Here is a 20,683-nt window from a genome sequence, read left to right as displayed (position 1 = left end):
TAGGGTTGCCTCGTGTCCCGACGACAAGACGGCAGGCTTGACGACGAGCTGCGCCCGGTCACCATCACCCGCGGCTTCACCTCCCATCCGGCCGGCTCGGTGCTCGTCGCCTTCGGCGAAACCCGGGTCATGTGCACGGCCAGCGTGACCGAAGGTGTGCCGCGCTGGCGCAAGGGTTCGGGGCAGGGCTGGCTGACCGCCGAGTACGCGATGCTGCCCGGCGCCACCCACACCCGATCGGATCGCGAATCGGTGAAGGGTCGCGTGGGTGGGCGCACGCAGGAGATCAGCCGGCTGGTCGGGCGTTCGCTGCGGGCGTGCATCGACCTGGCCGCGCTGGGTGAGAACACCATCGCCATCGACTGCGACGTGCTGCAGGCCGACGGCGGAACCCGCACCGCCGCGATCACCGGCGCCTACGTCGCACTCTCCGATGCCGTCACCTACCTCGCCGCCGGCGGCAAACTGTCCGACCCGCGGCCGCTGTCGTGTGCCATCGCCGCGGTCAGCGTCGGCGTGGTCGACGGCCGGGTTCGCGTGGACCTGCCCTACGAGGAGGACTCGCGCGCCGAGGTCGACATGAACGTCGTCGCCACCGACACCGGAACGCTGGTCGAAGTCCAGGGCACCGGGGAAGGTGCGACGTTCCCGCGCTCGACGTTGGACAAGATGCTCGACGCCGCCCTCGCCTCGTGCGAGACGTTGTTCGCCGTCCAGCGCGAGGCGCTCGAACTCCCGTACCCCGGTGTGCTGCCGGAAGGTCCGCCGTCGAAGAAGGCATTCGGGTCCTGACGCGATTATTAGTTGCCAGCCGCAATGCCAAGAAGCTGGCCGAGCTGCGCCGGGTGCTCGATGCCGCGGGGCTGGCCGGGCTGACCCTGGTGTCGCTCGATGACGTGCCGCCCTTCGATGAGGCGCCTGAAACCGGCGCCACCTTCGAAGCGAATGCGCTTGCCAAGGCGCGAGACGGTTACGCCGCCACCGGACTGCCGACGGTCGCCGACGACTCGGGCATCGAGGTTGCGGCGCTCAACGGGATGCCGGGTGTGCTGTCCGCGCGGTGGGCGGGCGTACACGGCGATGATGGCGCCAACAATGCGCTGCTGCTGGCTCAGCTGAGCGACGTACCCGACGAGCGGCGCGCGGCGGCGTTCGTATCGGCGTGCGCACTGGTCTGGGGTCCCGGCGACGCGGACAGTGCGGTGGTGCGCGGCGCGTGGCCCGGGGTGATCGCGCGGGCGCCGCGCGGCGAGGGCGGCTTCGGTTACGACCCGCTGTTCATTCCCGAGGGGGAGAGCCGCAGCGCGGCGGAGCTCAGTCCCGAGGAGAAGGACGCCGCGTCGCATCGCGGTCGTGCCCTGGCGCTGCTGATTCCGGCGCTGCGCGCGCTGGTCTGAGCGCAGCAAAATTTGCCTAGCGTATCTAATGTGTCATGATGCCCGGATGGGTCGTCACTCGGTCCGGGTGGGGCACCCCGGGGTTCTGATCGCCGTCCTGGCGGCCGCCGGAATCAGTGTGTCGCTGATGCAGACCCTGATGATCCCGCTGATCCCCGAGCTTCCGACGCTGCTGCACACCAGCCCGGACAACGCGTCGTGGGCGATCACGGTGACACTGTTGACCGCGGCGGTGACCACGCCGGTGTTCGGCCGGCTCGGCGACATGTACGGGCCCAAGCCGATGCTGATGATCTGCGCGGCGACGCTGACGGTCGGGTCGTTGATCGCCGCGATGACCAGCTCGCTGCTGCCATTCATCGTCGGGCGCGGGCTGCAGGGCTTCGGCATCCCGATCATCCCGCTGGCGATCAGTGTGCTGCGGGCCGCGGTACCGGCCGACCGGGTCGGGTCGGCGATGGGGTTGATCAGCTCCTCGCTGGGGGTCGGCGGCGCGCTGGGTCTCCCGCTGTCGGCGGTGGTCGCCCAAAAGACCGACTGGCACACCTTGTTCTGGGGCGCAAGCGTTCTCGGCATCATCGCGATGTTGTTGTTCTACTTCATGGTGCCCAACATTCCGGCCACCTCGGCCGACCGGTTCGACCCGCTGGGGTTCGTCTTGCTGACCACCGGATTGGTGACTCTGCTGCTACCGATCTCGAAGGGGTCGACGTGGGGGTGGACGAGTTCGACCACCCTGTCGCTGTTCGTCGTGTCGGTCGTGGTGTTCGCCGTCTTCGCCCGCTGGCAGTTCCGGACCACGTCGCCGATGGTTGATCTGCGCACGACGCTGCGCCGTCCGGTCCTGACCACCAATATCGCGGCGATCCTGGTGTGCTTCTCGATGTTCGCGCTCTCGCTGGTCGCACCGCAGGTGCTCGAACTGCCCAAGGCCACCGGCTACGGCTTGGGTCAGTCGATGTTGCAGGCGGGTCTGTGGATGGCGCCGGGCGGGCTGGCCATGATGGTCGCGTCCCCGCTCGCGGCCCGGGTCGCCGGGCGCCGCGGCGCCAAGTTCACGTTGGTGTGCGGTGCCGCGATCATCGCCGCCGCCTACCTGGGCGCGGTGTGGTTGCTCGGCAGCCCGGCGGCAGTGATGGTGGTCAACATCGCCATCAGCCTCGGCGTGGGTTTCGCGTACTCGTCTTTACCAGCGCTCATCAACGCTGCGGTACCTGTGTCGGAGACGGCCGCTGCCAACGGAATCAACGCTCTCGCCAGGTCGTTGGGGACGTCGATTTCCAGCGCGGTGATCGGTGTGGTGCTGGCGACGATGACCATCACCTACGCCGGGCACACGATGCCATCGCTGCAGGGGCTGCGGATCGCGTTGCTCGTCTCCGCCGGCGTCGCGGCACTGGCCGCGGTCATCGCGCTGACACTGCCGGCCGCGGGCGATGGCGCCGTCGAGGATTGGTCGCCGGAAGAGTTCGAGCTCTCCGGTGATCCGCTCGTCAAAGGTTGAAGCGGGTCTTCAGGTCTCGGGTCTGCACCTGCTCGACGACGATGCCGAGCAATGGGATGGTGCCGGCCAGCAGCACACCGATGGTCTTGGCGATCGGCCAGCGCACCTTCACCGCGAGGTTGGCGGTGAAGAGCAGGTAGATGAAGTAGACCCAGCCGTGCACCACCCCGATCCAGGTGGGCGGATTGTCGACCTTGACGACGTAGCGCAGCACGATCTCGTAGCAGAGCGCGATAAGCCAGATGCCCGTGGTCCACGCCAGGATCCGGTATCCCAGAAGGGCATTGCGGAGCTTGTCGAGCGGGACCCCCGCGGGGGTGTGGGTTTCGGGCGACTCGGGTGCGGTCATGCGGTGGTCCTGTTCTGATCTTCGTGGGCTTTGTCGACCGCAGCCAGCTCGGCGAGGTAGGCGTTGTAGTCGCGCGTTGCGGGGTCGACCTCATCGGACACGGCTGGAGCCGTAGGCCTTTCGGGCAGCAGTCCGGCGGGGATCTCGGTGATCGAGTCGGCGTCCGCCGCAGGTTCGGGGACGCCTTCTTCCTCGTAGCGGATGAACTTGCGGTAGGCGTACACGCAGAACCCGGCGAACATCGGCCATTGCAGGGCGTAGCCCAGGTTCTGGAAGGTGCCCGACGTCGACTCGAATCGGCTCCACTGCCACCAGCCCAGCGCCAGGCAGCCGCACGCGGCGATGATCACCAAAACGATCAGCGCGAAGCGACGACGGCGGGTCGTGGACACACCACGACGGTACCGTGCCAGCGGTTATGGGTTCACGTGCCAGTGTGCTGGTGACGCCCCATTGGCGACGACGCGGCAGCCGTCGCGGTGGATCAGCCCGCGGACGAAGTCTTTCGGCGCTTGTTCGATGACACCCGCCGCGATCAACCGCCGCATGTTCGCGAACTCTGTGGTGCGAATAGTGGTGCGAATCTGTGTGGCCTTTCTGCGTCATGCTCGACGCTAGGAGGCCCACCGACAAATTTCGTGAAGGCACTCGCGGTAAACTCGGCCGTCTCGCGGGCGTGGCGGAATGGCAGACGCGATGGCTTTAGGTGCCATTGTTCGAAAGAGCGTGGGGGTTCAAGTCCCCCCGCCCGCACAAACTGCTTTTGTGGCGACCACCACAACGCCGAAGGTCTCGGCCGGATCTCACGGTGGTCACAAAGCTAATCTGCTAGCCCAACTAACTTTTGAACTCTAAGCTCGGTCTCAGGTACTTGATGAAGATCGGAGCTACGGTGAACGCGTTGGGCAAAGTCGCATATGTCGCTTACGTCGCGGCGGCAGCGTGGGTTTACCTGACAGCCGAAAGTGAATCTGCACCGAGAGTGGAGTACCGGTGAGCGATCCCATGATGACGTCTGTCGATCTGATCCGTTATGCGATCGCCGATCAGGTGCGCGAACTCGGCGGAGACACCGACAAGATCGATCAGATCGCGATGTCCGCCGCCTATGCGATTTTCATCGGTATGGCCGCCGACGCGTCTCGGCAATCTCGCTGACCTCACGTTCGCCGCGGCGGTGGCCGACTAGGTTGCTGCACCTCTCTCGCGGTCGGTGACGACCAACCCCCTTCGCGTCCCGATGGTGACGCAATTCCTCTTCGAAAAGCCCTGCACTCCAGCTCAGTAGCGCCCCTGCTCTGCCGGCGACCCGGCGAGCGGGGCGCTCCTTCGGTGTGCCGGCTGTCTCCGGGTGGCAGGTGGCAGTGTGCCCGTGTGTGAACCGATAGTTTGCTGAATGCTTATCAGCGTGCTCAATTGGCTCCGCGGCCGTTGGCTTCGGCAGGTGCTCGCGACGGACTTCATGTTCGGGGCTTGAATACAACCCCAGTGGATATTGCTGTCCGGCCAGGGTATTCGGAGACCAACGGAACGCCACAGTCGTCACATCGGTACCAACTTGGCACTCGGCGTGGCGCTGCTCGATCTTGATTGGCTAAGGTGCAAGAATTAACTAACTTTTCAAGTATCGACCGTATGGTGGGTTCTTTGGGGCGGAGCCCTACGAATGGAGAACGGAACGCATGGAAGCTCTGCTCGGCCTCGCAAAAGCGATTCCCCCGGACACCTGGCTCGTCGGGTCGTTGCTACTCAGTGCCATCGTCATCGGGCTCGACTCGGTGGTCACCGATCTCGTCGGGCGAGGCGCATCCTGGGATGACGTCGACGCCGGAGCTCACACCGACCGCGAACTGCTGAGTTCTGATCGCGGCCCTACCCGATAGGGAAGCGATCAGATTCCCGGCCGCCGGACGGGATCACGGGGATGGTGACGGCCGACGGATGCGCGGCGTCATGCAGGATGGTTTGCGTTGCGGGCACGGTCGCCGCACTCTGCCCGAACGGTTCACCGTTGTTCGGGTTCGGCGCGAACTGCGGGTAATCGCTGCTGGAGATCTCTACTCGGATTCGGTCGCCGGCACGGAACTCAAAGCTCGTCGGCCAGATCGCGATGCGATACTCAGACGGCTGATTCGGAACGCTCGGGCGCGGGTCGGACATCGAGTCGCGGAACGACGTCCGCAGAATCCCGTTATTGAGGTTGATCGCGTCGCCGTCGGGCTTGACCACGATCAGTTTCGCCGTGAAATCGGTGTCGACCGCCGACGACGACGCCCACAGGTCGACCGTCGTCGGTCCGGTCACTTCGGTGTCGGTCGACAGCGGATCGCTGGTGTAGACCAGCACATCGGAGCGCTGCTCGACCGGTATCTGGTCGTAGGGACCCTGTGGCCCCGACTTCGCGCCGCAACACGAATGTCCGCCGACACTGGGGGCCGGATCGGTCGGGTCGTAGACGTAGTGGTCGGGCGCCTGGTCGGCGGGCGGAGCCGCGGTGGTCAGTGTGCCGGTGCGCGAATCCATCTGACCGTCGCCGGACATGAAGTAGCGAGTCCACTGGGTGTCGGGTAACGGCCAGCTCTGTGCCGACTTCCACCGGTTCGCACCCATCAGGAAGTAGTCGACCCGCGGCTTGCCCGACACGTGGTTGTGCACGCCCTTGAGAAAGCGGTCGTACCAGGCCAGCATCAGCTCGTTGATCGGCGTCTCACCGACGGGGCCGATGTCCTTGAGCGACGGCGCCGGCTCCGAACCCGCCCGGCCCCAGTCCACATGGTCCCAGGGGCCGATCACCAGCCGCTGGTTCGTCCGGCTTTCGGACGTGCCGGCCGAATTCACCATCCCGGTGAAGTTCTCGATGCCACCGGCGAGGAAGGCGTCGTACCAGCCCTCGATATCGAGCACCGGCACCCGAACTGAGGGATAACGGTCGCGGATGCTCCACTGCCGCCAGAAATCGTCTCGCTTCGAATGGGCGATCCAGTCGAAATACCATGGCGCCACAGCAGGATTGGCGGGCTGCAGCGGCGGAAGGGCACGGTAGGGCAGGAAGCCCAGCCACCGGGTCGAGTCGGCCGAGGCCGCCTTCAGCATCGCAGCGGTGGTGTCGTCGTGCCGGTTCTCTGCCGCGGTGGTGGCCAGACCGATCGCCCACGGCTGGACGAACGCCAGCCGGAACTCGCCACCCTCATACATCCAGCCGTCGTAGTAATCCGAGGCGGTGTTCGCAGGAACGATGGTGACCAGGTGCGGGGGAGTCGCGGTTGCGGCCAGCCATTGGGTGGCGCCGACATACGACGAGCCGTACATGCCCACCTTGCCGTTCGAGCCCGGCAGTGCGGCGGCCCACTCCACGGAGTCGTAGCCGTCATCGCGGTCGTGGGAGAACTCACTGAAGGTGCCGCCGGATGCGCCTTGGCCCCGAACATCTTGAATGACAACGAGATAACAGTGCGAGGCGAACCAAGAGGGGGTCTGGTAGCGCGACGGCTGTACCTGGGCGCCGGACTTCCCGTACTGGGTGCGCATCAAAATCACCGGAACCGGGTCGGAGCTGTCCGGCCGGTAGACGTCGGCGCGCAGCACAGTTCCATCGCGCATCCGAGCCGGCACGTCGGGCTGCATGGTCACACCGCACGGACCACGGCCGCTCGACGGCGGCCAGGCCCGGTCCGTGACGCGTCCGCCCGACCCTGCGCACGCCGACAACGCGAGGGCCAGCGCCAACGTCACCGCCAGGGCACGCGTGGTTCGCACGTGTCCACGCTACGCAATCGCCGCCTAGATCATGTCTCTCGCGGTGAGCCAGCGCATAATCGGCCAGCCGGCGAACACCGGCAGCCAGCACGTCAGAACGCGATAGAGCAGCACCGCCGGCACCCCGACCGCCGCGGGCACGCCGAAGGCGGCGAGGCCACCGATCAGTGCGGCTTCCACCGCGCCCACGCCGCCGGGCGTGGGTGCGGCCGAGGCCAGGGTGCCACCGACCATCGTGACGATGGTCACCGTGACGAAGGTGGTGTCGCCGCCGAACGCCTCGATGCTCGACCACAGCACCAATGCCATCCCCAGAGTGGTTGTGGCACAACCTAAAACGATAACCGCCAACCGCTTGGGTTCGCGCATCAGCTCCAGTAGCTCGTGACCGACCTCTTGCAGCCGGGGCCGCACTGCTGTCCCGAGCCACCGACGGGCTTTGGGCACCAACAGGAAGGTGCCCAGGATGCCGAGTGCGACGCCGCCGATCAGATACAGCAGCGTGGTGCTCGGCACGAAGTGCGACAGGTCTGCGGTGGCGCCGGCGGCGACGCTGAACAGAATCAGCAGGGTCACATGGGTGATCACCTGCACGGCCTGCTGCAACGCCACCGCCGCGGTGGCCCGCAGCGCCCCAAGGCCACCCTTCTGCAGGAATCGGGTGCTCAGGGCCAGACCGCCGACACCGGCCGGGGTGGTGGTGGCAGCGAAGGTGTTGGCGAACTGCATGATGACCAGGTTGCCGAACTTGACGAGCCCGGACGCACACGCCCACAACGCCGCTGCCGCACCGACATACGTCAATGCCGACACCGCCAGCCCGAGCAGCGCCCACCACCAGTTCGCATTGCGCAGCTCGCTGAAGAACGTGGGCACCGTGCTGATGAACGGATAGGCGACGTACACCAGTGCGACGAGCAGAACCAGCTGAATGACCTGCTTGCGGGTGAACCGGGTGATGGTCTCGGTCTTGATCTCCTCAGCCCCGGTCTGCCGCTTGACTTCGTCGCGAGCCGCGGCCATGACACCCTTGGGATCGTTGACCGACTTGCGGATTCGGGCCGGGACCGCCGCCCTGGTGAGGCGCCGCGACGCGTTGAGGACGGTCTCCTTGCCGAGGGTGTGCACGGCGGCCTCCACGGCGGACTCGGGACCGAACCGGTCGGACGTGGTCACCAGCAGCGCCGCTATGTCGGACTGCAGCTGCTCGTCGGTCGCGCCGTACTCGGAGCTGCCGAACCCGCCGAACATCACCTTCCCGGCGTCGACGGTCATTTCCTTGAATCGCAAGTCCCCGTGCGCGATCTGGTGGCGGTGCAGGACCCCCAGCGCACCCCAGACCGCGGTCACCAGGGTCTCGTCGCAAGCGTCGCCGATCGGATCGCCGAGGGGCGGGGTGTGCGCGTACAGGGTCCACCCGCGTTCGAGCGCGGCGACCGCCATCGTGGTTGTGTTGGAGACCCCGAGATCGCCGACCGCGATCGTCATCAGTGCCCGATGCTCGACGGCGCGGCGCATCGAGGCCTGCAACGGTGCGGTTTCGGCGTCGCGCAGGATCAGCCACCGCCAGAACTGCCGCAGCGCACCGCCGCTGCGCTGATTGGGTCCGTACATCTCGAGGACGACCCGTGAACCGGCGTCGTCGGCCGCCGCCAACTCCAGCGGGCCGCCCCCGGCCGGGCGCACCACCGTCAGTGACGTCACCAGGAATCCGCGCCGGGACAGCGCGCGCACGGTTCCGTCGAGGGGGACTTCGAGCGCAGGCGTGCCCACCACCCACACGGTCAGGGCGCCCACGAACCAGCCGACGGACAGACCGAGCAGTGAGCGGGCCGGGACCACCGCGCTGACCACCAGGTGGATCGGCACGAACGCCAGCAGCAACGTCCACCACCACCGCCGCCACCGGCCCGGCAGCCACGGCCCGGACACGGTCAGCACGGCGGCCAGCATCGCGATCCAGCGGGGGTCGTCGAGGAACTGCGACAGAGTGGTCGACAACCGCTCGGAGAGGTCGAAATGCCATCGGGGCGCGGCGATCCCGTTACCGCTGATCGACAGGGAGAACACCGCGAGGAATCCGGCCGCCACGTACGCGGCGAACAGCTTCCACTGGCGCGCGCCGATCAGGCCGATCAGGATCACGAACGGCAGTGCCAGGATCGCGGCGCCGTAGGCCAGATAGACCAGATTGGATTGGGTCGGAGTGAGCACACCCACGATCCGCGACACCGATTTCTCCAGCCCGACCCAGTCGTTGCGGGTGATCAGTGAGCTGGTGACCACGATGATCAGAACAACGGTCGCCAGCGAGAGCCGAACGATGTCGTTGGTCCGTCGGGTCAGCGGCAGCAAAAGGTCGCCGGAAACGGCAACATCGCGTCCGTCAACTCGCACCGCTGCAACCTATCCCGAGTTACGCCGGGGAGGTCTCATTGACCGCTCGTCAGACGAAGCCGACGTAGCCCAGCAGCGCCGCGGCGCCGACCACGATCAGCGGGTTGGTCTTGGTCCGCACGAAGATCAGGGTGGCGACGCCGGTGATCAGGTACGCCCGCCAGTCGTGGTCGGCGGCCTTGCTCATGACCAGAGAGCTGGCCAGGATCAGCCCCACGGTCAGCGGGGCGAAGCCCTTCTCGACGGCGTAGCGCAGCTTGGACTTTTGGGCCTTCTGCCACGACACGGTGATCAGATACATCAGGCCGGCCGCGGGCACCACCATCGCCACCGTGGCGAGCACGCCGCCGATGATCCCACCGACGACACCGAAGACGCCGAGCCCGGCCGCGTAGCCGACCAGCGCGACGATCAGGATGCTGGGCCCGGGGGCGGCTTGGGAGATCGAGAAGATGTCCGCGAATTGGGAATTCGTCAGCCAGTGGTGGCCGGTCACCGCCTGCAGGTGCATGTCGGGCAGGACGGTATTGCCGCCGCCGATCGACAGCAGCGACAGCGAGCCGAACATGCCGATCAGCGCCAGGAACGTCTTCATGCCTGGGCCGGCTCCGGCGTCTTGCGGGGCCACGCCCAGATCAAGCTCAGCGGCGCGAGGATGGCCAGCGTCAGCAGCAGCGGCCAGCGCAACAGGCCGTTGAGGACGAAGCTGGCCAGGAAGAAGGCGACGGGCATCAGGCCTTTGAGGCACTTCTGGCCGGTCTGGATGACCATCGCGAGGGTCAACGCGACGGCCGCGGCCGAGGCGCCGTGCAGGGCACCCTTGACCGCGGGCACTTCCTTGAACGTGAAGTACACGAAGCCCAGCGTGAGCACGATCGCGACCGGCGCCAGGCACAGCCCGATCACAGCCGCGATGGCGCCGGCAAGGCCCTTCATCTTGGTGCCGACGAAGACTGCCAGGTTCACCTGGTTGGCGCCGGGCACGATCCGGCACATCGTCATCGCGCTGAGGAACTCCTCCTCGCCGAGCCACTTCTTCTCGACGACGATGACCTCGCGCGACCATGCCCCCAGTCCGCCGCCGAAGGACGCCAGTGCGATGTGGTTGAACGTCCGCGCGATCTCCAGAAGTGAGACCTTCTCCCGGGTGGAACCGGGCTCACTCATGGACCAGGTCTCTGTCATGCGGGAACTCGTCCTCGACGGGACGGTTCTGTTCCAGCGGGTCCGGTGGCTCGTAGTGGTTGGAGATCTGCCAGTCGTTCTTGAACACCGCTTTGAGCCGGGTCACGACGTCGGGATCATCGGTGGTGATGCCGAGCTCGCGGCGCAGGTCGAAAGCGCTGCGGTCGATGTTCATCGACCCGACCAGGACCTCTCTGCCGTCGACGATCAAGAGCTTGGCGTGCACCCTGAGGTTCTTCTGCTTGCGCACCTCGACGCCGAACCGGCGAAGCGTCCGCAGCGAGGCGAAGGTATCGAGGATGTCCCACTCGCTGATGCCATGCTTGCCTCCGCACAGGACCCTCACCCTGACACCACGATGGGCGGCCGCTGCGATGTGATCGAGGATGACCGCGTCGACGTACTTCGGGTGCTGGATGTACAGCTTGCGCTCGGCAGTGTCAATGAAACGTGCCATGTGGTAACGGGAATTGGAGTTGCTCCACAACAGCCCTTCGTATCGGGGCGGGGTGAAGTCGCGGTGCTCCCAGTCGGCGTTGAACACGTCGATGATCTGGGCGACATGCAGCGGGTCGTGGGTGATGATGCCGTAGTCGCGGGTGAGCGTGAAGTACTTGATCATCAGGTTGTAGGTCGCGACCATGGCCGCGCTCTCGTCGACGACGATCGACTTCTCGTGTGTCACATAGAATTTCGGGCTCGACCACTGGACGTGGATGCCGGCGGCCTTGAACGTCTCGTAGCTTTCGTCGTTCGCCCGGTCGCCGCCCGAGCGCTGCGGGTTGAGCATGATGCGTACGTCGACCCCAGCCTTCTTCCGGTCGATCACAGCCTCGATCAGGCTTGGCTCGGTGAAGGTGAATTGCTTTATCAGAAGCGAGCTTTGCGCGCTCGAGATGAATTCACGGACCGGGTCCACGCCGTCGTCCGGTTCGACGATCACGCGCGGGGCGTTAGCAGGCATAAGTTTCGGATGCTAGCACCAGAACCCCCTCGGCACTTTGCCGTTGGGTGAATGTCGGGGGCGCGTCGCGCTCACTTGTCACCAGCGTGCTCAGGGCGCAGGCGCGGGATCTGCCAGGCCAAAGCCGAGTCCGGGCGGGACGTTGACTCCCGCGCCCGGCGCGGTGCCGGGCAGCGGCTCGCCAAGTTGCTCGTAGGGAACTTGGCCAAGCAGCGCACCGTCGAGGGCGCCGTCGGAATACATCGCGTGCAACCGGCGCAGGAACGCCAATCGGCCGGTGCCCGGCTGCTCGGGGCTGGGGCCGATGCCGATATCGGGTTCGCCCTGTCCGGGCGCGGCGGGGGCGACGTTCTGCGGAAGGAGATATTGAGTGTTGAACGCATGCAGGTCGGGGGCCGCCACGGCGTTGGCCGTCCCCGGTGCCGACGGGACCGGGTTCTGGCCCAGCAGAAGTCCCGGTGCGTACGCCGACAGGTCGGGTAAGCCGAGCGGTCCGGCCGGCGGCGCACCGTTCTGCGCGAGAACGCTACCGATCGTCGCGTTGGGTGGCACCACGGCCGGCGCAGGTGGTGGCGGGTCGCCCGGTCCGGGATCGGCCGCGGCACTTGGCGACCCGATGAGGGCAGCGCTGACCGCGGTCGCAAGCAACAGCGTCGACGCGAACGTCCGATCGCCTGTGCTCATCCGCCCCGCCCTCCTCGCCTCGATCCTCGTCACACCGTAGTCGGCAAACGCCACGATGATGCCGTGATCGGCGCCGAGGATGCGATCAGGGAATCGGTGGTGGCAGAGCCGGGTCGGCGGGTGCCTGCGGAATTGCGGGCGCGCCGGGCGCCGGAGCAGCCGGATCGGGCAGGAACTCGACCGGCCCGGCGGGGATGGTGATCCCCGGCGCCGGTGCGGTGCCGGGCAGCGGCTGGCCGAGTTGGTCGGCCGGCATCCGCCCCAGTGCGCCGTGCACCATCGCGTGCACGCCCTTGAGGCCGTCGACCCGAGCGAACGGGCCGGGCGGCACACCGGTCGTCAGATCGTAGGGCGACGGCGTCGGATCGTCAGCGCCCTGCAGCGTCCGATAGTTCCGCGGCAGCAGCATCGAATTGTTGAGGTCCGCGATATTCGGCGGAGCAGCCGCAGGGTCGACCCCACCGGGAACGGCGGCCGGCGCGGGCGCCTGGCCGAGAAGCATCTGGTTGCCTGCCGGGCCACCGAAGAGTCCTGCGAATCCGTTGACCGAATCCGAGATGGTCGACGCCGGCGGAACGAATCCCGTCGGCGCCGGCAGCGGCGTGGGGGCCGCTGGATCGGCGGGCGGCAGATCGTCGGCGGCGGCGGTCCCCACGGAGGAGACCGCCGCCCCGATTGCGAATGCGGCCGCGGCCGCACCCGTGACGAGCGTTCTGTGGACGTGGCGCATCAGGAGATCAGAAAACCTTGGTGACGCCGTAGTAGGCGACGATGTCGTCGGCGTCGGTGCCCGAGCTGGTCAGCACTGCGTAGGAGCGCAGCGAGGACGCGCCGACGCAGTTGTCGACCTTGATGTGGATGTCCTTGAGCGTGATACGCGACGAGGTGCCCTTGAACGTCTTCTTGTCGACGACGACGTTGGTGACGGTGCCCGGGCGGGGCTCGACCTCGACCTGGCCCTGGATCGGGAAGCTGATCGCGCCCGGCAGGGTGACGCCGCCGGCGCCCAGCGTGCCGTTACCCAAGGTGGCGCCGATCGAGCCGTTCAGCTTCACCTTGTCCATCTCGACGCCGCAACCGATTTGGTAGCCGGCTTCCAACGTTCCGCCCGCCACCGAACCCGTGGTGGTACCGGTGAACGTTCCGCCCACCACCCAGTCGCGCGACGACAGGGATGTGGTCAGCGGTGCCACCGGCAGCTGGGTCTCGTCCTTGGCTGCGACGGTCAGGGTCCGGCCGTCGGGCGTCTTGGCGATGCCGGGAACTTCAGAGGCGACAACGCCGTTGTCCGGGGGTGGAGGGGGAGCCCCCGCGTCGGCCGGGTCCGCCAACGCGAGCGGGGTCGCTCCCATCGGGATCAGCATGCAAGCTGCAGCGGCTGCGGTGGCAAAGCGATGCAACATGTTGTGTCGGCGCCTTCCGTCTAAATGCTTGGGTTTGTCGAAAAATGATTGATCGGTGGGGTGTCCAGCTGGTGAACGAAGTACGAACGCTGCGCGCCCGAAACTGATCCACTGGGCGTTCCACCGAGTCTTTCCGGTGCTGCGATCGGCTGCCCACCACCCGTCGGATGACGGACAGCCGCTCGCGAGAACGACGATGTGAAGTTGTTAAACGGCCTTGGTGACGCCCAGGTAGGTGACCACGTCATCGGTGTTGTCGGTCGAGCTCGTCAGCGTGGCGTACGAGCGGATGAAGGACTGACCCGCGCAACCATCGATCTTGATGCGGAAACCGGTGATCGAGACGCGGGGCTTGGTGCCCTTGAACGACTTCTTGCCCACCGGAACGATGTTCACCGTGCCGGGCTTGAGGTCGATCTTGATCTGCTCGGACAGCGACAGACCCAGCGTGATCGGCAGCAGCGAGCCGGTCACCAGCGGAATGCCGACACCCGGGGTGATGCCGCCCGAGGTGATCGACTCGATGTCGTCCTGGATGATGCCGCAACCGATTTGGTACCCGGCCTCCAGCGTTCCGCCGGCCAGCTTCGTGCTGCCGCCGCCGCTGACGTCGCCGGTGAACGTGCCGTCCACCAGGTACTCACGCGACCACGGCGAATTGGTCAGGGAGGCCACGGGTTCCATGGACTCGTCCTTGCCCACCACGTTGAGCGTCCAGCCGTCGGGCGTCTTGAGAACCCCGGGCGCAGCAGAGGGCACGGGGCCCGCCGGCCCGACGTTGGCGGCAGGTGCCACGTTGGGATCCGCCGGCGGGTCGGCCAACGCGAGCGGAGCCCCTCCCATCGGGGCCAGCAGGCATACTCCAGCCAATGCGGCAAAGCGTTTCAACATGTCGTGTTGGCGCCTCTCGTATTTGATATCCACAGATCGTTCGGAGGGAATCATTGAGTTGGCGGGTGTCGGAATGGTTAACACCGCCCCAACAACTCCCACCCGATTACCGTCTACCGAGCGTCATTTCCTTGCGTACGAGGTCAGACGCGCCGGTTTGGGTCTCGAACTCACACCAGCTGGGCATGACGGCGGTGACGGTGACACCCGATTGATCCTCGGGGGGCGCCGGTTGTTCAGGGGTTGTTCACCTACGCGACAGCTGACCCGTCGATCATCTCTTCGTCCTGACCTTTGAAGGACCCTGTCGTGACGGGTTCGGGTTGGGCTGGTTAGGAACTTCCAGCCGGACGGTTCGGGGGAGCCCACGATCCAGGAGGAAGCGATGAAATCGTCACTGCGATACGGCCGGACGCTGACAGCCACGCTGTTGGTGTCGGGGTCGACATTGTTCGCTGCGCCAGTTGCCTTGGCAGACCCACAGACCGAGCAGCCGGCGCCTGTGCCCGGCCCCGGTACCGTCAATATGGCGGCGCCGGCGCCGCTGCCGCCGGATGCACCCGCGCCGGAGGCGGGGCCTCCGGACCAGGGCACGTATGCCTCGGTTGTCACCGCCTGCAAGCAGTTCGGCGTGGCGCTGGACTATGCGGCCAACAACTACGAAGACTTTGCGTACAACACCGCCGGTGGCGGCAACAGCGTCAATTACGACGATCCGAACGTCGCCAACTCGAATGTCATCGGCCGCACCGCACTGCGTGAGGCCGCATCGACGGCGATGGACGCCGCCAACACGCCGGGGTTGCCCGGCGACATCTCCGCACCCATGCGGTCGTGGTCGATCCGCGCCGCAAAGCTGTTGTTGATCATGGGGATTCGCGGCGGTGGCGATTCGCTGAACTCGACCGCCGGTGACATGAACACCGACGCGAAGAACGCACAGATGGCGTGTGCAGTGAACGGCGGGCGTGCCTGACCCAAACGTCAACGCACTGAAGCGAAATCGGCCCCCTCCTTTCGGAGAGGGCCGATTCGTGTTCGTGAGGGATTAGCCGCCGGCGCCGCCGGTGCCACCCTTGCCGCCCGCCGGGCCGACAGGTCCCGTGCCGGCCTGACCGGACTTGCCGGGGCCGGCCTTGCCCGTGCCACCGGTGCCACCGTTGCCGCCGCCCGCGCCGGAGATCAACCCCGGGCCGCCATCGCCACCGTTGCCGCCGGCCCCTCCGCTGGCGGCCTTGCCGTCGCCGCCGGCGCCGCCGGTGCCGCCCTTGCCGCCGGCATTGCCGCCGAAGCCGCCCTTGCCTGCGGTTCCGCCCTTGCCGCCGTTGGCCGCAGTGCTGGCACCGCCGGCGCCGCCCGTTCCGCCGGCGCCACCGACGCCCGTCAGGCCCCCGTTGCCGCCGTCGCCAGCGGTTCCGCCGGCGCCGCCGTCGCCGGTGCCGCCCTTGCCGCCGGCTCCGCCGGTCCCGCCGGCGCCGCCGTTGCCCTGGACCAAGCCGCCGGCGCCACCCGCTCCGCCGGTGCCACCGTTACCACCCGTCGTGGAGCCGTCGCCGCCGGCGCCACCGGTCCCGCCGGCACCGCCGGTCGCCCCGCCGTAGAAACCGCCCTTGCCGCCGTTGCCGCCGGCGCCGCCGTCGGTTCCGGCCCCGGCGGCGTTCGTGAAGCCCTTGCCGCCGGCGCCGCCGGCGCCGCCCGACCCGGAACTCGTAAGAGGCAGGGACGCGGCGTCGCCGCCGTTGCCGCCCTTTCCGGCTGCGAGGGCGGCGGTGGCATCGCCACCGTTGCCGCCGGCACCGCCGCTGCCGCCGAACCATCCGGCGCTGCCGCCGTTCCCGCCGTCCGCGCCGGCCGCACCATTGCCGCCGGCGCCACCGCCACCGCCGAAGAGCGTGCCGGTGGAGGAGGTGCCGCCGAAGACGCCGCCGTTGCCGCCGTTGCCGCCCCGGCCGCCATTGACGGTCGCGATTCCATTGCCGCCGTTGCCGCCGGTGCCGTACAGCCCGGCGCTGCCGCCGTCGCCGCCGTTGAATCCGTTGCCGCCGTTGCCCATCAGCAGGCCGCCGCGCCCGCCGGCGCAACCGGTTGCGCACTGGGCGGCGTCAGCCGCGCTGTAGTTGTAGCCATTGCCGATGAGCAGGCCGCCATCGGGGTGGTCGGCGGTGCCGTTGCCGATGAACTGCGAGACGAAATCACCGGCGGCGTTGGCCGATGCGAACGCTTGCGGGGTGGTCGAGTTGGAGTTGCCGATGAGGCTGCTGCCGGTCGGCCACAGCCATAGGTCGGACTCGGTCGACGTCAGCTTGTAGGCCGGTGAAGCGACGGGCGTGGGCGCCTCGGTGAGGGCGAACAGCACGCCCGCTCCCACCATCGCCGCACCGGCGACGCCGGTGGTGACAAAGGCTGGCGCAGCCACCCGGACCGATTTCTTGCGGTGTTTGGACAAGGTCGAATTCCCTTCGAAGAAGACGTTCAGTCCGGCAAAGGCGCCGAGTGGTCACTGACATAGAAATCCAAGGAGACAACCCTTACCCCGGACTGGACCCCACTTGGCGCACTGTCGAACTTCGTGCAAACGCCAGTTGAACTCGACCGGTAAAACCCGTCGTAGTAGCTATTTGCAGAGTTCGGCGATCCGGCTGTTCGCCTTCTCCGCGTTGCTCAGCCGCTCGGCTTGGATCGGATCGGTGTTGGGCACCCCGGCTAACGCGTTGACCGAAATATCCTGCAGCCCGGCCGCGAAGCCGCGAATCGCGTCGGCCAGGTCGCCCGGCGTGGCAGGGCTGAGATGGGCCAGCAGGTAGGTCGCACCGCCCGACATCGCCAACCGTGCGTTGGCGGCCACGCCCTGAACTTCGGCACCCGGGTCGGCATGCGTCTGCAGGGACACCGCCGCGCTTACGGTGCGATAAGCGTCGCAGGCGCTGGCCTTGGGGTCACCGCTCTGCGGTGCGGCGGCGGGTGCGGGGCTCGACGGTGCCGGCCGGAGCAGAGCCCACCCGGCGAGGCCCGCCGCGATCAGCGCGACGACCAGAGCGAGCGGCGCGACCCAGCCGACCGAGGATCGGGATTGGTGGGTGGGGCGGTGAGATGTGGACGTCGTGTCGTCCGCATCCTCAGTCGGCTCCGGCATGGCACTGATCCTAGTCACGCGTTCTGGCAACGCCACAAACGCGTAGTCTGGCTGCAGAAGGCAAAGGGGTCTGCCGATGACGACGCACTGGGGGCGACGAATCGCCTGTGCGGTGGCCGGCGCCGGTCTTGTGGCGGGCGTCGTCGTCGGAGCGCCCGCGGCGGTTGCGCAGGGCTGCCCGGCCGGGCACATCAACAACCAGTACACCGGCCAGTGCTACCTCGAAGGCAGTGCGCCGACCATCAACGGCGTGCCATGTGTGGCCAGCAATCTCGGTCTGTGCCAATCGTTTCGGCAGAACCAGCAGCCGCCGAAGAAGCCGTACACCGCAGTCGGCTAGTTGCGCGTCAGCGTCTTCGTGATCAACCGTTGCATCCAGTTGGGCGACACCTGCGACAGCGCGGACAGCACTGCGGTCTGACGCCCGACCGGATAGTGCACCCTGGCCAGACGTCCGCGTCGATGCGTGGCCGAGTAGACCGCGGCGGCGACGTCTTCGGGCTGAAGGTTGACGCCGAGTGACTTCGTGCTGGCGGTCTCGACGCCGTCGGTCATCGCCGTCTTGACGAACAGCGGCCACATCGCCAGCACCCGGATTCCGTATTGGCGCCATTCGAGTTCCAGCGCCTCGGTCAGCGCGCGCAGCGCGAACTTGGTCGCCGAGTACGTGGCCAGTTCGGGCTGGCCGTAAAGCGCCGAGGCCGAACACATGTTGACCACCTGGGCGCGCGGCGTGGCGCGCAGGTAGGGCAATGCGGCATGCAGTCCGACCAGCGCGCCGTAGAAGTTGATGTCCACCATCTGCCGGTGAACTCCCAGCGGCACCTCGCCGAAGGCGCCGGTGGTCAGCACGCCGGCGTTGTTCACGAGGATATCGAGTTGGCCTGTGCTGCTGGTGAATTCACCGAGCCGCGCCGACCATTGGTCCTCGTCGGTGACGTCGAGTTCGCCGGTCGCCACGTCACCGCCGAATGCCGCGATCTCCTTACGCAGCCCGGCCAGCCCGTCGAGGTCGATGTCGTAGGCACCCACCCGGTATCCGTTCCGGGCGAACGTCAGGGCGGTCGCCCGCCCGATACCCGCAGCGGCTCCGGTGATGAAGACGCTGGGCGCGCTCACCTCATACGACTTTCAGATGCGGGACGCCGATCTCGGGCTCGGAGGCGATGCGGTCGTTGGCGGCGGCCATGGCGGTGTCGACGCGCACGGCCGCGGTCTGGCAGGCCGCGGTGGCCTTGCGGCCCAGGCCGTCGAGATCGTCGGCTGCGTTGCGCAGATACGCGGTCAGCGTGATGCGCAGCCGGTCACCGACGCCGGCCAGACGATTGCGGAACCGATCGTCGACCGTCACGGTGACGTAGGGCAGTTCGAGCTTGATCATGTGCGCCTCCAGAGCCGTCCCCAACGAATGTAGACGACGGGCGGCGTTGGCCCCCAGCTACGGCCATTTCATCCATTCAGAACTGAGAGCGACGATTTCGCGAGCAGCTCGCTCTGGGTTCTGAATCGACGCAACTCTAGGGCCGTACGCCGATCGTCTTCATGTTCAGGTACTCCCGATAGCCTTCGTCGCCGTTACGGTGGCCGAGCCCGCTCTGCTTCGTGCCGCCGAAGGGGCTGGTGATCCCGAAGAACGAGTGCCCGTTGGTGGTGACGCTGCCGGTGCGCAGTCGCAGGGCGATGTTCAGCGCGCGTTCGTCGTCGCCGCTGGTGACATCGCCGGACAGGCCGTAGATCGTGTTGTTGGAAATCTCGATGGCCTCGTCGTCCGTGTCGTAGGGAGTCACGGTGATGACCGGCCCGAAGATCTCGGTCTGGGCGATCTCCGATGTGGGGTCGACGTCGGCGAGCAGCGTCGGCTGCACGTAGTAGCCGGTCGGCAGGTTCTCCGGGATTCCGCCGCCGGTGACCAGCCGGGCGCCGTCGGCAATACCCGACTGGACCAGGCTCAGCGTCTTCTGCCGCTGCATGGCACTGATCTGCGGGCCCTGCATGATGCCCGGCGTCCACGGATCACCGACCGGGAATTGCTCCATCATCGACTTGAGGATCTCCAGCCCCTCGTCATAGCGGCTGCGCGGCAACAGGACTCGGCTGGACAGAATGCAGCTCTGCCCGGACATGACGCAGGCGAACATCGCCGCCATCGGCAGGCACGCGTTGAAGTCGGCATCGTCGCAGACGATGTGGGTCGACTTGCCGCCGAGCTCCAGCAGGGTCTTCTTGACCGTCGAGGCGCCCGCGGCCAGGATCGCACGGCCGGTGGCCGTGGACCCGGTGAACGTGATCATGTCCACCCGCGGATCGGCCGACAGCGCCGCGCCGACCTCGTTGGCGTTGGAGGTGACGACGTTGAACACCCCGGCAGGGATGTCGGTCTTCTCGGCGATGATGCGACCGAGCTCGGTCCCCGACCAGGGGGTGAGCTGAGCCGGCTTGAGCACCACGGTGTTTCCGGCCATCAGCGCCGGGACGGTCTCGGCGATGTTCAGGTAGAACGGGACATTCCACGGCGTGATCGCGCCGACGACGCCGACCGGGTCGAACTGGATCTTGCGCCGGGCCGGGCCGAGCTGGGTCTCGTGAATTCCGGTGTCCACCAGGTAGTCGAAATTGCGGCCGTGCTCGGCCCAGTGCTTCACCTCGGCGATCGGGCTCTCGATTTGCGAGCCGCTGACCGAGACCGGACAGCCGACCTCGGTGATCACGATGCGCCGCAACCGTTCCTGCTCCTCGGTCAGCGCCTCGTGCAGCTGAGTGAGGCAGTGGTAGCGGAACTCGAGATCCCGTGACCAGTCGCTTCGGTCGAACGCCCGGCGTGCGGCGGCGGTCGCCCGCTCGACGTCGGTGACCGTACCGTCGGTGGCTTGCCCGACCACTTCCTCGGAGGCCGGATGCTCGACGTCGAACAAAGCCCCGGAGTCGGTCAGCCGCAGCTCCCCGTCTATGAGCATCCGCTGCTCGCCGGCCAGCACACCCGTGTCAGCGTCGACATTGGTCATTGCATTTACCCCTTATGG

23 protein-coding genes and 1 tRNA gene are annotated in these 20,683 nt (G+C 67.2%); 8 read left to right on the top strand and 16 right to left on the bottom strand.

Annotated features, from left to right (window positions below; translation table 11 throughout):
- The first annotated feature begins 12 nt into the window (after nucleotides 1-12).
- From rph to AB431_RS22010, 3 genes are read left to right on the top strand one after another with little or no spacing between them, the layout of a single operon-like run.
- Nucleotides 13-792, top strand: coding sequence for a ribonuclease PH (gene rph, locus AB431_RS22020; RefSeq protein ID WP_047331723.1), 780 nt, complete (start codon nucleotides 13-15; stop codon nucleotides 790-792).
- Nucleotides 780-1,397, top strand: coding sequence for a non-canonical purine NTP pyrophosphatase (locus AB431_RS22015; RefSeq protein ID WP_162489459.1), 618 nt, complete (start codon nucleotides 780-782; stop codon nucleotides 1,395-1,397). Before rph ends, AB431_RS22015 begins: the two co-directional genes overlap by 13 nt.
- Nucleotides 1,398-1,443: 46 nt before the next feature.
- Nucleotides 1,444-2,901: an MFS transporter gene (locus AB431_RS22010; RefSeq protein WP_047331722.1), complete on the top strand. Its 1,458-nt coding sequence runs from the start codon at nucleotides 1,444-1,446 to the stop codon at nucleotides 2,899-2,901.
- On the opposite strand, the gene AB431_RS22005 is transcribed toward AB431_RS22010, so the two are convergent.
- On the bottom strand, nucleotides 2,891-3,250 hold the full coding sequence (locus AB431_RS22005; protein WP_047331721.1) for a DUF3817 domain-containing protein: 360 nt from the start codon (nucleotides 3,248-3,250) through the stop codon (nucleotides 2,891-2,893). The genes AB431_RS22010 and AB431_RS22005 overlap by 11 nt on opposite strands.
- The gene (locus AB431_RS22000; RefSeq protein WP_047331720.1) at nucleotides 3,247-3,642 is read right to left on the bottom strand and encodes a hypothetical protein; all 396 of its coding nucleotides are present in this window, start codon (nucleotides 3,640-3,642) and stop codon (nucleotides 3,247-3,249) included. The genes AB431_RS22005 and AB431_RS22000 overlap by 4 nt, the downstream gene beginning before the upstream one ends.
- A 278-nt stretch (nucleotides 3,643-3,920) precedes the next feature.
- On the opposite strand from AB431_RS22000, the gene AB431_RS21995 reads away from it, so the two are divergent.
- From AB431_RS21995 to AB431_RS21990, 3 genes are all read left to right on the top strand, one after another.
- Nucleotides 3,921-4,003 (top strand) — tRNA-Leu (locus tag AB431_RS21995).
- Nucleotides 4,004-4,243: 240 nt separating this feature from the next.
- Nucleotides 4,244-4,408, top strand: coding sequence for a hypothetical protein (locus AB431_RS31055; protein WP_168214817.1), 165 nt, complete (start codon nucleotides 4,244-4,246; stop codon nucleotides 4,406-4,408).
- A gap of 524 nt (nucleotides 4,409-4,932) precedes the next feature.
- Nucleotides 4,933-5,133, top strand: a complete 201-nt coding sequence (locus AB431_RS21990) for a hypothetical protein (protein ID WP_047331719.1) — start codon at nucleotides 4,933-4,935, stop codon at nucleotides 5,131-5,133.
- Here the strand turns inward: AB431_RS21990 and AB431_RS21985 are convergent.
- From AB431_RS21985 to AB431_RS21945, 9 genes are all read right to left on the bottom strand, one after another.
- A complete protein-coding gene (locus AB431_RS21985) occupies nucleotides 5,123-6,874 on the bottom strand; it encodes a CocE/NonD family hydrolase (protein ID WP_144418508.1) in 1,752 nt (583 codons plus the stop codon). The two genes, AB431_RS21990 and AB431_RS21985, sit on opposite strands and share 11 nt — an antisense overlap.
- Before the next feature lie 156 nt (nucleotides 6,875-7,030).
- Nucleotides 7,031-9,403 carry a lysylphosphatidylglycerol synthase domain-containing protein gene (locus AB431_RS21980; protein ID WP_047331718.1) on the bottom strand — a complete coding sequence of 791 codons (2,373 nt, stop codon included), beginning with the start codon at nucleotides 9,401-9,403 and terminating at the stop codon, nucleotides 7,031-7,033.
- A gap of 49 nt (nucleotides 9,404-9,452) precedes the next feature.
- On the bottom strand, nucleotides 9,453-9,998 hold the full coding sequence (locus tag AB431_RS21975) for a chromate transporter (protein WP_047333686.1): 546 nt from the start codon (nucleotides 9,996-9,998) through the stop codon (nucleotides 9,453-9,455).
- Entirely contained in the window at nucleotides 9,995-10,570 is a 576-nt protein-coding gene (locus AB431_RS21970) for a chromate transporter (RefSeq protein WP_047331717.1), read from the bottom strand. The genes AB431_RS21975 and AB431_RS21970 overlap by 4 nt, the downstream gene beginning before the upstream one ends.
- Complete coding sequence (locus AB431_RS21965; protein WP_047331716.1) at nucleotides 10,563-11,552, bottom strand: phosphatidylserine/phosphatidylglycerophosphate/cardiolipin synthase family protein; 990 nt, start codon at nucleotides 11,550-11,552, stop codon at nucleotides 10,563-10,565. The genes AB431_RS21970 and AB431_RS21965 overlap by 8 nt, the downstream gene beginning before the upstream one ends.
- Before the next feature lie 90 nt (nucleotides 11,553-11,642).
- Nucleotides 11,643-12,236: a hypothetical protein gene (locus tag AB431_RS21960; protein ID WP_082135768.1), complete on the bottom strand. Its 594-nt coding sequence runs from the start codon at nucleotides 12,234-12,236 to the stop codon at nucleotides 11,643-11,645.
- An 85-nt stretch (nucleotides 12,237-12,321) separates the two neighbouring features.
- Nucleotides 12,322-12,966, bottom strand: a complete 645-nt coding sequence (locus tag AB431_RS21955) for a hypothetical protein (protein ID WP_047331715.1) — start codon at nucleotides 12,964-12,966, stop codon at nucleotides 12,322-12,324.
- A 7-nt stretch (nucleotides 12,967-12,973) separates the two neighbouring features.
- Complete coding sequence (locus AB431_RS21950) at nucleotides 12,974-13,639, bottom strand: MspA family porin (RefSeq protein WP_047331714.1); 666 nt, start codon at nucleotides 13,637-13,639, stop codon at nucleotides 12,974-12,976.
- A gap of 207 nt (nucleotides 13,640-13,846) precedes the next feature.
- The gene (locus AB431_RS21945) at nucleotides 13,847-14,530 is read right to left on the bottom strand and encodes an MspA family porin (RefSeq protein ID WP_047333684.1); all 684 of its coding nucleotides are present in this window, start codon (nucleotides 14,528-14,530) and stop codon (nucleotides 13,847-13,849) included.
- A gap of 385 nt (nucleotides 14,531-14,915) precedes the next feature.
- On the opposite strand from AB431_RS21945, the gene AB431_RS21940 reads away from it, so the two are divergent.
- Nucleotides 14,916-15,506, top strand: a complete 591-nt coding sequence (locus AB431_RS21940; RefSeq protein ID WP_052960362.1) for a hypothetical protein — start codon at nucleotides 14,916-14,918, stop codon at nucleotides 15,504-15,506.
- A 72-nt stretch (nucleotides 15,507-15,578) separates the two neighbouring features.
- Here the strand turns inward: AB431_RS21940 and AB431_RS31495 are convergent, their stop codons facing one another.
- Nucleotides 15,579-16,706, bottom strand: coding sequence for a hypothetical protein (locus tag AB431_RS31495; protein ID WP_369803083.1), 1,128 nt, complete (start codon nucleotides 16,704-16,706; stop codon nucleotides 15,579-15,581).
- 438 nt (nucleotides 16,707-17,144) lie between these two features.
- Nucleotides 17,145-17,663 carry a hypothetical protein gene (locus AB431_RS21930; RefSeq protein ID WP_047331713.1) on the bottom strand — a complete coding sequence of 173 codons (519 nt, stop codon included), beginning with the start codon at nucleotides 17,661-17,663 and terminating at the stop codon, nucleotides 17,145-17,147.
- A gap of 76 nt (nucleotides 17,664-17,739) precedes the next feature.
- Between AB431_RS21930 and AB431_RS21925 the strand changes: the two genes are divergently transcribed.
- Nucleotides 17,740-18,003, top strand: coding sequence for a hypothetical protein (locus tag AB431_RS21925; protein WP_047331712.1), 264 nt, complete (start codon nucleotides 17,740-17,742; stop codon nucleotides 18,001-18,003).
- Here AB431_RS21925 and AB431_RS21920 read toward each other — a convergent pair.
- The 3 genes from AB431_RS21920 to AB431_RS21910 form a co-directional block, all read right to left on the bottom strand.
- Nucleotides 18,000-18,782 carry an SDR family oxidoreductase gene (locus AB431_RS21920; protein WP_047331711.1) on the bottom strand — a complete coding sequence of 261 codons (783 nt, stop codon included), beginning with the start codon at nucleotides 18,780-18,782 and terminating at the stop codon, nucleotides 18,000-18,002. The two genes, AB431_RS21925 and AB431_RS21920, sit on opposite strands and share 4 nt — an antisense overlap.
- A gap of 1 nt (nucleotide 18,783) precedes the next feature.
- Nucleotides 18,784-19,044: a hypothetical protein gene (locus AB431_RS21915; protein WP_047331710.1), complete on the bottom strand. Its 261-nt coding sequence runs from the start codon at nucleotides 19,042-19,044 to the stop codon at nucleotides 18,784-18,786.
- 136 nt (nucleotides 19,045-19,180) lie between these two features.
- Entirely contained in the window at nucleotides 19,181-20,665 is a 1,485-nt protein-coding gene (locus AB431_RS21910) for an aldehyde dehydrogenase family protein (protein WP_047331709.1), read from the bottom strand.
- Nucleotides 20,666-20,683 lie beyond the last annotated feature (18 nt).

It is taken from the genome of Mycobacterium sp. EPa45, from assembly GCF_001021385.1.
In the GTDB taxonomy this organism is placed as follows: Bacteria; Actinomycetota; Actinomycetes; order Mycobacteriales; family Mycobacteriaceae; genus Mycobacterium.
The sequence above is the reverse complement of the archived record's forward strand: the minus strand, read 5'-3'. Positions and strand labels throughout refer to the sequence as shown.